We start from the raw sequence: 13,985 nt of genomic DNA, 5'->3' as shown, positions 1-13,985 counted from the left end.
TGGCGCGCTATTCTTCCCAGTGCGCCGCGATCCAGTCGCGAAACAGATTCAGCTTCTGCTGATGCGCGACCGAATCCGGATAGACGAAGTAATACCGCCACCCGGTCTTGAGCACCGTATCGAACGGCCGCACGAGGCGCTTGGCCGCCACGTCTTCGTCGATCAGCGCGAGGTCGCTGATCGCGACACCGAAGCCCTGTAGCGCGGCGTTGGTCGCCATATCGAGCGTGTCGAAGCTCGGGCCGTGCTCGGCGTCGATGAGCGGCGCGCTCGCGCCATCCACCTCGGCCACTCTGGCGAGCCACATCTTCCAGTCGCGATGATCGCGCGTCGGATGCAGCAGCGTGTGGCGCGCGAGGTCGGCCACTTCGGCGAGCGGCTTGTCTCTCAACAGATCGGGCGCGCACACAGGCGTCAGACGCTCCTCGAACAGGGGCACGGCCTGCACGTCCGCACCGGGCGACGAGCCGTAGATGATCGCCGCGTCGAACGGTTCGAGCTGGAAATCGACGTCGTGCTGCCACGTGGTCGTGATCTGCACGTGCAGGTCCGGATACTCGGCCTGAAAGCGCATGATCTTCGGCAGCATCCAGCGCATCACGCAGGTCGGCACTTTCAGCGCGAGGTCCGTGCGCTGCCGGGTCAGCCGCAGCGAAATTTCCTCGATGCGCGCGAAGCTCTCCTTCACCGCCGGCAGCAGCAATTCACCCTCGGCGGTGAGCGTCAGGCCTTTCGCATGGCGCTTGAAGAGCGGAAACTTGTAGTAGTCCTCGAGCGCGATGATTTGCCGGCTCACCGCGCCTTGCGTCAGGCATAAGTGGTCGGCGGCGCGGGTGAAACTGCGATGCCGCGCCACCGTTTCGAAAATCTGCAGCGCGTTGAGCGGCGGAAGGCGTCGCATCGATGTATCCGGGATCAGGAAAAGTCATTGGCGGACGTCGCGGCACGGCTCGTCGCACGGGGCCGAAACGTCTTTGGAGCCCATAGGATACGCGATCACGATTTCTCGCACGAGCGGTAGCCGGCCCAAGGTTCATGCATTCGGCTCATGCCGCCGCCGGACCTGCGGACCGCGGAGCCGCCACGCACCGATAAAGGGCAAAACCTGTCCGCAACCGCACCAGAACCGAGCTTTCCTCATACCTCCATCCAATCGCGGAGCGCCGGTAAAACATGGACGTTAACCCGCATGCGCCACTGCCCCGGCGCTCCCGCCGTCTGAGCGGCGCGCGCTAGCCCGCTCGCGCGACGGCCGCCGCATGAGATTACGTCATGCCCTCCATGCGCATATTTCGTTTGTTGAGGGATTTTGGCAAACCTAGAGTGCATCCACACGCAGCGCAAGCAGGCAACGCGAACGAGCGCTGCAATGGCGGCGGTTACAGCGAATTCACCAGGCAACAGGCGTTCAACACAGGAGACCGCCATGCAAGAGATCAAACGGGGTAGAAGGCAGGCCATCAAGACGCTTGGCGCGGCGCTCGCCGCATCCACCTTGCCGATGCCGTTCATCAATCTGCGCGCGCAGGAACACAACTTCAGCGGTAAGACGCTGCGTCTGCTGACCTGGTCGGACGACACGGGCGCGGCCGCGTTGCGCAACATCGCCGCCACCTTCACGGCGAAAACCGGCGCCAAGGTGATCGCCGACCGCGCCGACGGCACCTCCGGCATGGTCGCCAAGGTCAAGGCCGCGGGCGATCGCCCCACCTATGACGTCATCACGCTGGCGGGCGTCGGCGCGGCCGGCCTCGGCGACGCCGGTCTGCTGGTGAAGCCCGATCTGGACAAACTGCCGAATCTGAAAGACGTCGCGCCGCAATACCGCACGGGCGCGAACGGCTTTGGCGTCGGCTATCTGCTGTGGTCGGACGGGCTGATCTACAACACGTCGACGGTCAAGACGGCGCCGGCGTCGTACGAAGCACTGTGGGATCCCAAGTACGCCGGCCGCCTGTTCCTGCCGCCGCCCGAATGGGCCGAAGCGGTCGACCTCGCGATCATCGCCGCGAAAATGAACGGCGGCTCGCAGCAGAACATCGAGCCCGGCTTCAAGAAACTGATGCAGCTGAAAGACCGGGTGATGACGCTCGGCGAGAACCCGAACCAGGTGGCCGATCTGTTCCGCACCGGCTCGCTCGATATCGGCGGCATTTATTCGCCGGCGTTCTTCCCGGATCAGATCCGCAAGCCCGAGTACAAGATGGGCGTGACCTACGGCATGAAGGAAGGCTTTGCCACGCAGTTGATGTTCACCGTGATCCCCAAATCGCATCCGGGCGACAGCGATCTGATCCATGCCTTCATCAACCATTCGCTCGACGCGGGCGTGCAAGGCCGCATGGCCGCCGACGTGCTGAACGGCCCGGTCAATTCGAAGGCGGTGATTCCCGCCGAGAGCCGCGCGTTCGTGCCGAGTCCGCAGCAGATCGCCGAGAAAGCCGTATTGCATGACGACAAGGCGCTCGCCGTCGTGCAGCCGGCGTGGATCAAGCGATACACCGAAATCTTCTCGGCATGACCACGATGCACGCGCGCTTCTCCCGGCGTGCTTCAGCGGCGTCCGGCGCCATGCCGGACGCCGGCACCGCCGGCGTGCCTGACGCGCCCGCGGCCACCGCCATGGAAAGAGCGCGGCCGTGGCTGCTGCTCGCGCCGATCCTGTTGTTTCTCGCCATCCTCGGCGCGGCGGCGCTGGTCGTGCTGCGCATGAGCTTCGGCACGCAGGGCAACGAGTGGCGCGGCTTCACGCTGCAAAACTACGCGGACCTGCTCGACGGCTATTTCATGAAGTCGTTGTGGCTGACGTTGAAGCTCGCGTTTCAAAGCATGATCTGCGCGGTGTTGCTGGCGATTCCGGTCGCGCTGGCAATGGCGCGCACCAAGTCGCGGCTCGCCCGGCGCCTCCTGCTCGCCGGCGTGCTGCTGCCGCTGCTCGTCAATCTGCTGCTGCAAGGTTATGGCTGGCTGATCATTCTCGGTCCGGCCGGGCTGCTCAATCACGCGTTGCTCGGCAGCGGCCTCGTGCAACGTCCGCTGATGTGGCTGTACCGCGAAAACGGCGTGCTGCTCGGTCTGATCCAGACGGCGTTCCCGCTCGCCGTGCTGCCGCTGTCGAGCGCGATGCGCGCGGTCTCGAACTCTTACGAAGAAGCCGCCGCCACGCTCGGCGCGACACGCTGGCAAACGCTGCGTCACGTGTTGTTGCCGCTCGCCATGCCCGGGCTCGTGTCCGGCGCGCTGCTCGTGTTCGCCTACAACGCGAGCGCGTTCGCCGTGCCGCTGCTGCTCGGCGGCCGACGCGTGCCGATGCTCGCCGTGCTGGTCCACGACCAGGTCGCGCCGCTGCTGAACTGGCCGGCGGCGTCCGCGTCGGGTGTCGTATTGATGGTCGCCACGTTGACCGTGATGGCCTTGTCGCAGCGCCTCGTGCGCCGCACGCAGCGTCTCGCCGAGGAGCCGCACGCATGAGCACGCCGATTCAAACCGCGCACACCACGCGCATGCAGCCGCGCCCGCCCCGTGCACCGCGTCTGCCGACCACCATGCCCGGCCAGCTCGGCAAAGCCACCGCCCTGCTCGCGGCGATCGTTCTGTTCCTCGCCGCGCTGCCGATCCTCACAATGATCACGATGTCGTTCAGCGCGGCCGACACACTCGAATTCCCGCCGCACGCCTACGGCTTGCACTGGTATCGCGCGGCGTGGCACAGCTTCGTGTCGCCGGACGCGAGCGACTCGCTGTCGATGGGCGCCGCCCTGAGCACGAGCCTGATCGTCGCGCTCTCGACGATGGTGATCGCTACGCTCGTCTCGGTGCCCGCCGCGTATGCATTGAGCCGCTACCGTTTCCGCGGCAAGCCCGCGGTCGAGCAACTGGTCGCGTTGCCGCTCGTCTACCCGCTCGTGATGCTCGGCCTGTCGCTGCTGCTGGTGTTCAACGTGCTGCCGGTCGAACTCGGCGTGTTCCGCCTGATCATCGCGCACGTGATTCTGGCGCTACCGTTCACCGTGAAGAACTGCGCTGCGTCGGTCGCCGCGATCGGGCCGGAGTTCGAAGAGGCCGCCTGCGTGATGGGCGCGAGTCCCGGCCGCGCGCTCGTCGACGTGATCCTGCCGCTGATGCGCCCCGGCATCCTCGCCGGCATGCTGTTCGCGTTCATCGTCTCGTTCAACGAATTCACGGTGACGTTCTTCCTCTACGGCATCGACACGATGACGCTGCCGGTGTGGCTGTACAGCCGCACGGTGTCGTCGCTCGATCCGACCGTGTTCTGTTTCGCCGTATTCGTCGTCGCGATCGATTTCGCGCTGATCTGGCTGCTCGAAAAGCTGATCGGCGACGAAGGCGTTGCGCTGTGACCTCACCTTTCGAACACGCGCGCTCATGACGACCCCTTGCTGGAGCATCCGATGACCCATTTAACGTTGCAGGCCGTGACCCGGCGCTTCGGTGCGGCGCATGCCGTCGACAGCGTCGATCTGAGCGTGCCCGACGGCAAGCTGGTGTGCTTTCTAGGCCCGTCCGGCTGCGGCAAGACCACGCTGCTGCGGATGATCGCCGGCCTCGAAACGCCGACCTCGGGCAGCATCCAGTTCGCCGGACGCGACATCACGCGGCTGCCCGCGAACCAGCGCGACTTCGGCATGGTGTTCCAGTCGCTCGCGCTGTTTCCGCACATGACGGTCGCGCAAAACGTCGCCTATCCGCTGAAGCTGCGCAAGATCACGAAAGACCAGCAGACGCGGCGCGTGGCCGAATTGCTCGAACTGATCCAGTTGCCGCACATGGCGAACCGGCCGGTCACGCAACTCTCCGGCGGCCAGCGCCAGCGCGTGGCGATTGCGCGCGCGATCGCGTCGCAACCGAAACTGCTGCTGCTCGACGAGCCGCTCTCCGCGCTCGATGCCAAGCTGCGCGAGGCGATGCAGGTGGAAATCCGCCTGCTGCAACAGCGCCTGGGTATCACGACCATCATGGTCACGCACGACCAGCGCGAAGCGATGACGATGGCCGACGAGATCGTCGTGATGGAGAAAGGCCGCATCGCCCAGGTCGGCAAGCCGCTCGATATCTATCGCGATCCGGTCAGCGAGTTCGTCGCCGACTTTATCGGCCTCGGCAATATCCTGCCGGTCACCTACGACGGCGCGGGCGGCGTGAGCCTGCCGGGCGGCCGGCGCATCAGCGTCGCGCAACCGGCGCGCGTGCCGGCGTCCAGCGGCGATATCCGTCTGCTGATCCGCCCCGAAGACGTGTGCGTGAAGGGCGTGAAAGCCGCGTCCGACGCCGCCGGCCCGAACCGGCTGCAAGGCACCGTGACGTTCATCCGCGACGTGGGCGCGTCGCTCGAAGCGACCATTGACTGCGCCGGTTTCACGCTGACCGCCGCCACCACGCCGCGCGAAACGCCGGGGCTCATGCTCGGCATGCCGGTGTTCGCGGAACTGCCGCCGCATGCGTGCAAGCTGATCGCCGCGCGCGCCTCGCACTGACGCAGGGTCGTCGGCGCGCCGCTGAATCATTAAGATTCGCCCATTCCAATTCCGACATTTTCGACAGAGGACAGACCATGAACCAACGCCCCGTTGCCCAATCCAGCACCCGCCGGGTGTTCGCCACGCTCGCGGCGACGCTTGCCTTCACCGGCCTCGGCGCGTTGTGCGCGCTGCCTTCCACCGCGCATGCGGATGCGCTCGACACCATCGCCAAGTCGGGCACGGTGCGCATCGGCGTATTCGAGGACTATCCGCCGTTCGGCTCGATCGGCCCGGACATGAAGCCGATGGGCTACGACATCGACGTCGCGAACCTGATCGGCAAGGCGCTGAACGCCAAGGTGGAACTCGTGCAGGTGACGGGCGACAACCGCATGGCCTACCTCGCCGACCGCAAGGCGGACATGCTGCTGTCGGTCGGCCAGACGCCGGAGCGCGAAAAGGTGATCGATTTCTCGCAGCCGTACGCGCCCTACTACCTCGCGGTGTTCGGCCCGAAAGCCCTGCCCGTGAAGAACGCCGCCGACCTCGCCGGCAAGTCGATTTCGGTCGCGCGCGGCACGCTGGAAGACCTGAGCGTGACCAAGATCGCGCCGCCCTCGGCGAACATCAAACGTTTCGACGATCCTAACGGCGCAATTTCGGCGTTTCTTTCTGGTCAGGTACAGTTGATGGTCGTCGGCAACGACGTCGGCGCCACGATTCTCGCGCGTCATCCGGCCAACGATCCCGAGCAGAAGTTCTCGCTGTTCAGCTCGCCGGATCACGTCGGTTTGAACAAGAACGAGCCGCGTCTGAAGCAGAAGGTCGACGAAACGATTGCCAAGGCCCGCAAGGACGGCACCATGAATGCGATTTCGCAGAAGTGGCTGCGTGCGCCGCTGCCGGCCGACCTCTGAACCTTTTTTTGCGCGAACCGCGCAGCGTAGTCCTCCCCAGGCGGACATGCTGCGTGGCTAGCGGCGGAGATTGACCTCACGATGAGCGCCACGCCATGACCTATGCGTTCGATTTCAGCGGCTTCGGCCTCTATGCGGGGATGCTCGCGCGCGGCGTCGCCGTGACCTTGGGGCTGACAGCCGTCTCCACCGTGCTCGGCGCGATTGTCGGCATTGCCGGTGCGAGCGTGGCGGTGGCCGGGCCGAAATGGGCGCGCTGGGTGGTGGCGAGTTACGTGGAGTTGATCCGCAATACGCCGTTCATCGTGCAGTTGTTCTTCGTGTTCTTCGGCTTGCCGAGCCTCGGCATCCATATCGACGAAGTGCAGGCCGCGATTCTGGCCATGACCGTCAATCTCGGCGCCTACGCGATCGAGATCGTGCGCGCCGGCATCGACTCGATTCCGCGCGGCCAGGTGCAGGCGGCGCAGGCGCTCGGTCTGCATGGGCGCCAGGTGTTTCGCTTCATTGTGTTGCCGCAGGCCATCGCCAACGTGTTTCCGGCGCTGCTGAGCCAGGTGCTGATCGTGATGCTCGGCTCGGCGGTCGTTTCACAGATCTCCGTGCCCGATCTCACCTACGCGGCCAACTTCATCCAGTCGCGCAACTTCCGTTCGTTCGAGAGCTACCTGATCATCACCGCGACGTATCTGTTGCTGTCGATCGTGTTGCGGCAAATCCTCAACCGGCTCGGCCGCGGTCTGTTCGCGGGCCGTGCGGCGCGCGGCAACGACCGCGCGCCGCGTAACTGGCGCAACCGCCTGATCTGGCGCGGCGCCCGCACGCTGCCCACGGAGCGTTGATCATGGTCGAATTCACGCTGTGGGACATTGCCCGCAATCTGTTGCTCGCGGCCCGCTGGACGGTGCTGCTGTCGTTGATCGCGTTCGTGGGCGGCGGCATTGTCGGGCTGATTCTGCTCGCCATGCGCGTGTCGCCGATCGCGTGGTTGCGCCGTATCGTCGTGGTGTACGTGGAAGTGTTTCAAGGCACGCCGCTGCTGATGCAGCTGTTTCTGGCGTTCTTCGGGTTGCCGCTGCTCGGCGTCGACGTGTCGCCGTGGGTAGCGGCAACCGTCACGCTGACGCTCTATACGAGCGCGTATCTGGTCGACATCTGGCGCGGCTGCGTCGAAGCCGTGCCGCGTGGCCAGTGGGCGGCGGGCGCGAGTCTCGGCATGACGTTCGGCCAGCAGTTGCGCTATATCGTATGGCCGCAGGCGCTGAAAATCGCCGTGGCGCCGACGGTCGGCTTTCTCGTGCAGGTGGTGAAAAGCACGGCGCTCGCGTCGATCATCGGCTTCACGGAGTTGACCAAGACCGGCACCATGATCACCAACGCCGCGTTCCGCCCGTTCCCGATCTACGGCATGGTCGCGATGATTTACTTCGCGATGTGCTTCCCGCTGACGTGGTACGCGCGGGTGCTGGAGAAACGGCAGAAGGTGGGCCAGCATCGCTGAGATTCGCCACAGCGGTCGAATGAAAAAAGCGGCAACCGTCTTGCACGGTTGCCGCTTTTTCCTGCATGCCGCCTGACGGAACTAGCGGGCCGCGTGTGTCGACTTGCGCAGCTTCGCCACCTCGTCCGCCGTGACCGCGAGCGCGCCGTTGTTCCACCCGGCCCGCACGAAAGTCAGCACGTCGGCGATCTGCTGGTCGTTGAGCACCGGCGCGTACTTCGGCATCGGATACGGCGCGGGAATACCGTCGATCACCAGGTCTCCGGTACCGTTCAGCGTCACGTTGATCAGCGACGACGGATCCTTCTCCAGCACGTTCGGATTGCCGGACAAGGGCGCGAGCATCGGCGCGAAGCCGCGTCCGTCGACACCGTGGCAGTGCATGCAGTACGCCGTGTAGACACGCGCACCTTCATTGTTCGCCGGACGGTTCAACGACACCCTGGTCGCCTGCGGGTCGTACGTATAAGGCGGCGCGCCGCTGCCGCCTGCCGGCGGCAACGACTTCAGATACGTCGACATGGCCGCGATGTCCGTATCGTTCATGCCCTGCGTGCTGTTGTTGATCACGCTGGTCATCGAACCGAACGCCGACGCATGCCGGTTCGCGCCCGTCTTCAGGAACGCCTGCAGGTCCTGATCGCTCCAGCGGCCGAGGCCGACGTTGTGCTCGCCGGTCAGGTTCGCCGCGAACCAGCCGTCGAGCAGGCCGCCGGTCAGGAACGCGCTGCCGCTTTCATCCAGCGCCTTCTCCTGGAACGCGATGCCGCGCGGCGTATGGCACGAGCCGCAGTGCCCAAGCCCCTGAATCAGATACGCGCCGCGATTCCACGCCACGTCTTTACCCGGCTTGTCCTGATACACGCCCTTTTCGAGGAACACCATGTTCCAGAACTTCAGCGGCCAGCGCATGTTCAACGGCCACTTGATGTCCGGCTCGCGGTTCGCCTGCTGCACGGGTGTCACGCCGCTCATGAAATACGCGTACAGCGCTTTCATGTCGTCGTCGTTGACCTTGGCGTAGGACGGGTACGGCATTGCCGGATAGAGATTGTGGCCGTCTTTCGCGACGCCTTCGCGCATGGCCCGCGCGAACTCCTCCTGCGTGTAACCGCCAATGCCGGTCTGCGGATCGGGCGTGATGTTGGTGGTGTAGATCTGGCCCATCGGCGTGGTCATCGGCAGGCCGCCCGCGAACGGCTTGCCCTTCGGTGCCGTATGACAGGCGACGCAATCGCCGACCTTGGCCAGATAGGCGCCGCGCTGCACCAGCGCTGGATCGGCCGACTGCGCGGCCGCCTGCGCCGGCGTCTGCGCGAGCAGCGGCAGTGCCGCGCACAAGGCCGCGCCAAAACCCTTCAGTGTGTTTTTCATGTCGGCTCCGGTTAGGCGGTTTGCAGCTGGCTGCCGACCGGCAATTGCCGCAGCCGCTTGCCGGTCGCGGCAAAAATCGCGTTGGTCAAAGCGGGCGCGAGCGCCGCCGTGCCGGGTTCGCCGATGCCGCCGGGCGCCTCGCTGCTCTTCACGATATGCACCTCGATAGGCGGCGTCTGATCGATCCGCAGCATCCGGTAGTCGGTGAAATTGTTCTGCTCGACGCGACCGTCCTTGATGGTGATCTCGCTATAGAGCGCCGCCGTGATGCCGAAGATGATGCCGCCCTGCACCTGCGCCTCGACCGTGTTCGGATTGACCACCATGCCGCAATCGACCGCGCACACCACGCGCTTGACCGCCACTTCGCCCTGATCCACCGCGACGTCGACGACGATCGCGAAGAAGCTGCCGAACGCATGCATGACCGACACGCCGCGCCCTTGCCCCTTCGGCACCGCGCTGCCCCAGTTCGCCGCCTGCGAGGCCACGTTGAGCACATTCAGCGCGCGCGGTGTCTTGCCGAGCAGATCCTGACGGTATTTGACGGGATCGACCTTGGCCTGCGCCGCGAGTTCGTCGATGAAACTCTCCACCACGAAGGTGCCGCGTGTCGGTCCCACGCCGCGCCAGAATGCGGTGGGCACCGCGTGCGGCTCCTGGCGAACGTAGTCGACCAGCTGGTTGGGCAAGTCGTACGGCAGGTCGGCCGCGACTTCGACCGCGTCCGGGTCGATGCCGTTCTTGAACGCGGGCGGCGCGAACCGCGCAATCACCGACGAACCGACGATCCGGTGCTGCCACGCGATCGGCTTGCCGTTCGCGTCGAGGCCCGCGGAGATCCTGTCGTAGTAGTACGGCCGGTACATGTCGTGCTGAATGTCTTCTTCGCGCGTCCAGACCACCTTCACCGGCATCGACAGTTGCTTGCCGACCTTGACCGCCTGCGTGACCATGTCGAATTCGAGCCGGCGGCCAAAGCCGCCGCCGATCAGATGGTTGTGCACGACGATCTTGTCGGCGGGCAGGCCCGTGACGGCCACGGCCGCGTCCACCACCCGCGTCGGCACCTGCGAGCCGAGCCACACGTCGCAGCCGTCGGGCCGCACATGCACCGTGCAGTTGATCGGCTCCATGGTGGCGTGCGCGAGGAACGGCTGCTGATACACGGCATCGACGCGCGTCTTCGCATTGTTAAATGCAGTGCCGACGTCGCCGTCTTTACGCGCCACGGCGCCGTTGCGCTGCGACGCGTTGGCGAGGTCGTCGACGATCTGCTTCATCGACAGGTTCGCGCCCGCGCCTTCGTTCCACTTGATCACGAGTGCCTGCACGCCGCGTCTGGCCGCCCAGGTATGGTCGCCGATCACCGCGACCGCGTTGTCGATCTTGATGACCTGGCGCACGCCGGGAATCTTCTTCGCGTGGGTGTCGTCGACGCTCGCAAGCGTGCCGCCGAACACCGGGCAGTTCGCGATTGCCGCATAGACCATGTCAGGCACGCGCACGTCGAGCCCGAACAAGGCGGTGCCGTCCACTTTCTCCGGCGAATCGAGGCGCCTCGCCGCAGTGCCGATCAGCTTGAAGTCCTTGGGATCCTTGAGCTTGACGCTCTGCGGCGCGGGCAAACCGGCGGCCGCGGTGACCAGCTGGCCATAGCCGATGCTGCGCTGGCTGGCCGCGTGAATCACCTGGCCGGCCTGCGCATGGCAGGTTGCCGGATCGACCTGCCATTGCTGCGCGGCCGCGTTGATCAGGACGGTGCGCGCGGCAGCGCCCGCTTTGCGCATCGGTTCCCACGCATAGCGGATCGAGGTCGAGCCGCCCGTGAGCTGGCCGCCGAGCAGCGGGTCCATGAAGAGCTTTTCGTTCGGCGGCGCGTGGTCGACCGTGACCGTGTCGAGCGGCACTTCGAGCTCCTCGGCGATCAGCATCGGAATCGACGTATAGACGCCCTGGCCCATCTCGACCTTCGGAATCACGAGCGTGACCTTGCCGGCCGTGTCGATCTGGATGAACGCGTTCGGCGCAAACACGCCGCTTTGCGGCGTTTCGACACCATCGCCGCCGATCACCGATTTGCCGGCCTTCTGATCCTGGCTGGCGGCCGGCATGCTGAAGCCGAGCAGCAGGCCGCCGCCGGCCGCCGCGCCCACCGTCACGCCGAATTTCAGAAAGGTGCGGCGCGACAATCCCCCCGCGCCGCGCGCGTCGGCTTTCGACGGCGCTGCGCCGTTCTGCGCATCGAGCAATCCCTGCGACATGTCAGGCCCCCTTCGCGGCTTGCTTGATCGCCACGCGGATGCGGTTGTAGGTCCCGCAGCGGCAGATATTGCCGGCCATGGCGGCGTCGATGTCGGCGTCGGTAGGATTGGGGTTGCTCGCGAGCAGCGAAGCCGCCGACATCACCTGCCCCGACTGACAGTAGCCGCATTGCACCACGTCGAGCTGACGCCACGCCTGCTGCACTTTTTGACCGGCCGGCGTGCTGCCCACCGCTTCGATCGTGGTGATCTTCCGCTCGCCGACCGCCGAAGCCGGCAAGACGCACGAGCGCACCGCCACGCCGTCGAGGTGCACGGTGCAGGCGCCGCACTGCGCGATGCCGCAACCGAACTTCGTGCCGGTCAGGCCGACGAGGTCGCGCAAGACCCACAGGAGTGGCATGTCGGGTGGCGCGTCGACGGTATGCGTCTGGCCGTTGATATTGAGCGTTGTCATTGAGCGGCTCCGAGAGTCGGGTTTATTGTTTGTGAGGTTGTTTAGACAGAGACGTCGAACCAAAACGTGAAGACCCGCCGTGTTTATTCGATACGCCGGACTAATAGGCCATGTGGCTTTCTGCTATTCGAAAGCGGCGGTTAATGCACGGCGCAAACGTGGCGGGACTGACCGGCGAATTGTAGCCGCGCATTAAGAAGTTCGCCGCCAGGCTGCCCGGCCCCTGCGGGCTGAAAAAACCTCGGGTGGGTCTATTGCATGGCTGAAAGCGGATTCGAATCAATGCGTTACTCTTTTCGCATCGCGTCGAGGCGAAGGGCCTGGCAGGATCGATTAATCTTGTCGAATCATGGCCGTGCGATTTTGTTAGCATGGATGCGGTCTGACTATCCGAAGGAGCAGCACACATGAACGACTCGCAATGCACTCAATTCCTCTCGGACATTCGCCGGCCGCTATTGGCGCTGCACAAAGCCATTCTCGATCACGAGCGCGCAGCGTATGAAAAGGAATTCGGCCCGGTCACGCCCGCGGCGTTCCTGCAGGCGCTCATCAACGGTTCGGGGTTTCGCTGGCTCACGCCGCTCTCAACCGTGATTGCGAACGTCGACGAAATTCTCGATGACAAGGAGGCCGAGGCCACCGACCGGATCGCGGCGGCCGAAGCGGTAGCAGGACTCTTCTCGCCCGACCTGCCGAACAATATGTTCCTGCCGCGCTATCTGCCGCTGCTGCATGCCGATCCGGCGATCCTGCATCATCATGGCCAGGTGGCGCAGCTATTGCGCGAGATCGAGTCGAAGTAGCCGGCTCCCGAATTCCCTCACCGTTGAATGCGTGCGTTTCGATCGCGCAAAACTGATTCGCACGCTGGCTCATACGGAAGCCATCGTGCGATTACCAGGCGTTTTCGGATGCGACCAATCCAACCAGGCCTTATTTCAGGCCAATTTATGCGCGATTCGTAAGAGTGCGTATTGCCCGCGGCGCCCGTTTGTCGTTCAGACGAGTCCGCGAGCGGGCCGCGATCGAATTTGCCTGGTTTTGCTGAATAAAACAAAAGTGAGCTTCTGCGGGAGGCGCGCCGAACAGGCTACGAAAAGCCGGCCTGCATGCTTCACGAAGGCCTGCTAAGGTAGGCGGACTTTCTTGCGACGCTCATCGCTATGCAAAATTGGCCGCTTCCCGAAAGCTATACGTTCCGCGATCAATCCGTGCGCTTTAACGTGACCGGCAACGGTCCGCCGCTGGTGCTGGTTCACGGCACGCCGTTTTCTTCCTATGTGTGGCACCGCGTTGCCCCGCATCTCGCGCAAACCCGCACGGTGTACTACTACGATCTGCTCGGCTACGGCCAGTCCGAGCAGCGCGACGGCCAGGACGTTTCGCTCGGCGTGCAGAATACCTTACTGGCGGAATTGCTCGCCCACTGGGAACTGAAAAGTCCAGACGTCATCGCGCACGATTTCGGCGGTGCGACTTCATTGCGCGCGCATCTGATCGACGGTTGCGACTATCGCAGCCTGACGCTGATCGATCCGGTGGCGGTGGCGCCGTGGGGTTCGCCGTTCGTGCGGCATGTGCGCGAACATGGTGACGCGTTCGCCGGATTGCCGCCCTACATCCACGAGGCGGTGGTGAAGGCCTATGTGCGCGGCGCGATCGCGCGTGAGATTCCGGACCACGAACTCGCACCTTATGTCACGCCCTGGCTCGGCACAACGGGCCAGGCCGCGTTCTACCGGCAAATCGCGCAGATGGACCAACGCTACACCGACGAAGTCGAAGCGCGCTATGCGCAGCTACGCTGTCCGGTGCAGATTCTGTGGGGCGAAGAGGATCAATGGATTGCGCTGGCGCGCGGCCGTCAACTGGCCGCCGCCATACCGGAAGCGCGCTTTCAGCCGGTGCCGAAGGCCGGCCACCTGATGCAGGAAGACGCGCCGGAAGCGATCGTCGCCGCGGCGCTGCGGTGGCTGGATTAAAGGCGCG

At 64.8% G+C, this 13,985-nt stretch carries 13 protein-coding genes; 9 read left to right on the top strand and 4 right to left on the bottom strand.

Going from position 1 to position 13,985, the window contains the following annotated elements; genetic code table 11:
- Positions 1-7: 7 nt before the first annotated feature.
- Positions 8-901: a LysR substrate-binding domain-containing protein gene (locus CJU94_RS21140; RefSeq protein ID WP_095420676.1), complete on the bottom strand. Its 894-nt coding sequence runs from the start codon at positions 899-901 to the stop codon at positions 8-10.
- A 525-nt stretch (positions 902-1,426) separates the two neighbouring features.
- Here CJU94_RS21140 and CJU94_RS21135 point away from each other — a divergent pair.
- From CJU94_RS21135 to CJU94_RS21105, 7 genes are all read left to right on the top strand, one after another.
- Complete coding sequence (locus CJU94_RS21135; protein ID WP_095420675.1) at positions 1,427-2,521, top strand: ABC transporter substrate-binding protein; 1,095 nt, start codon at positions 1,427-1,429, stop codon at positions 2,519-2,521.
- Positions 2,522-2,526: 5 nt separating this feature from the next.
- A complete protein-coding gene (locus CJU94_RS21130; RefSeq protein WP_425272228.1) occupies positions 2,527-3,471 on the top strand; it encodes an ABC transporter permease in 945 nt (314 codons plus the stop codon).
- Complete coding sequence (locus CJU94_RS21125) at positions 3,468-4,361, top strand: ABC transporter permease (RefSeq protein WP_095420673.1); 894 nt, start codon at positions 3,468-3,470, stop codon at positions 4,359-4,361. Before CJU94_RS21130 ends, CJU94_RS21125 begins: the two co-directional genes overlap by 4 nt.
- A gap of 51 nt (positions 4,362-4,412) precedes the next feature.
- Complete coding sequence (locus tag CJU94_RS21120; protein ID WP_095420672.1) at positions 4,413-5,495, top strand: ABC transporter ATP-binding protein; 1,083 nt, start codon at positions 4,413-4,415, stop codon at positions 5,493-5,495.
- Between the two features lie 77 nt (positions 5,496-5,572).
- Positions 5,573-6,397: a transporter substrate-binding domain-containing protein gene (locus CJU94_RS21115; RefSeq protein ID WP_095420671.1), complete on the top strand. Its 825-nt coding sequence runs from the start codon at positions 5,573-5,575 to the stop codon at positions 6,395-6,397.
- A 95-nt stretch (positions 6,398-6,492) separates the two neighbouring features.
- Positions 6,493-7,239 (top strand): amino acid ABC transporter permease, encoded by a 747-nt coding sequence (locus CJU94_RS21110; protein WP_095420670.1) that lies wholly within the window; start codon positions 6,493-6,495, stop codon positions 7,237-7,239.
- 2 nt (positions 7,240-7,241) lie between these two features.
- The gene (locus CJU94_RS21105) at positions 7,242-7,898 is read left to right on the top strand and encodes an amino acid ABC transporter permease (RefSeq protein WP_007177020.1); all 657 of its coding nucleotides are present in this window, start codon (positions 7,242-7,244) and stop codon (positions 7,896-7,898) included.
- An 81-nt stretch (positions 7,899-7,979) separates the two neighbouring features.
- Here CJU94_RS21105 and CJU94_RS21100 read toward each other — a convergent pair whose 3' ends face one another.
- Genes CJU94_RS21100 through CJU94_RS21090 form a run of 3 tightly spaced genes read right to left on the bottom strand, consistent with a single transcriptional unit; the run spans position 7,980 to position 11,993 of the window.
- Positions 7,980-9,272: a c-type cytochrome gene (locus CJU94_RS21100; RefSeq protein ID WP_095420669.1), complete on the bottom strand. Its 1,293-nt coding sequence runs from the start codon at positions 9,270-9,272 to the stop codon at positions 7,980-7,982.
- Between the two features lie 11 nt (positions 9,273-9,283).
- The gene (locus CJU94_RS21095) at positions 9,284-11,536 is read right to left on the bottom strand and encodes a xanthine dehydrogenase family protein molybdopterin-binding subunit (protein WP_095420668.1); all 2,253 of its coding nucleotides are present in this window, start codon (positions 11,534-11,536) and stop codon (positions 9,284-9,286) included.
- Position 11,537: 1 nt separating this feature from the next.
- Positions 11,538-11,993: a (2Fe-2S)-binding protein gene (locus CJU94_RS21090; protein WP_095420667.1), complete on the bottom strand. Its 456-nt coding sequence runs from the start codon at positions 11,991-11,993 to the stop codon at positions 11,538-11,540.
- A 407-nt stretch (positions 11,994-12,400) separates the two neighbouring features.
- Between CJU94_RS21090 and CJU94_RS21085 the strand changes: the two genes are divergently transcribed.
- Together CJU94_RS21085 and CJU94_RS21080 are read left to right on the top strand one after the other, a co-directional pair.
- Positions 12,401-12,799 carry a hypothetical protein gene (locus CJU94_RS21085; RefSeq protein ID WP_095420666.1) on the top strand — a complete coding sequence of 133 codons (399 nt, stop codon included), beginning with the start codon at positions 12,401-12,403 and terminating at the stop codon, positions 12,797-12,799.
- Positions 12,800-13,159: 360 nt separating this feature from the next.
- Positions 13,160-13,978, top strand: coding sequence for an alpha/beta fold hydrolase (locus tag CJU94_RS21080; RefSeq protein ID WP_095420665.1), 819 nt, complete (start codon positions 13,160-13,162; stop codon positions 13,976-13,978).
- The last annotated feature ends 7 nt before the right edge of the window (positions 13,979-13,985 follow it).

It is taken from the genome of Paraburkholderia aromaticivorans (assembly GCF_002278075.1).
GTDB classification, from domain to species: domain Bacteria; phylum Pseudomonadota; class Gammaproteobacteria; order Burkholderiales; family Burkholderiaceae; genus Paraburkholderia; species Paraburkholderia aromaticivorans.
This window is presented reverse-complemented; position numbering and strand designations above follow the sequence as displayed.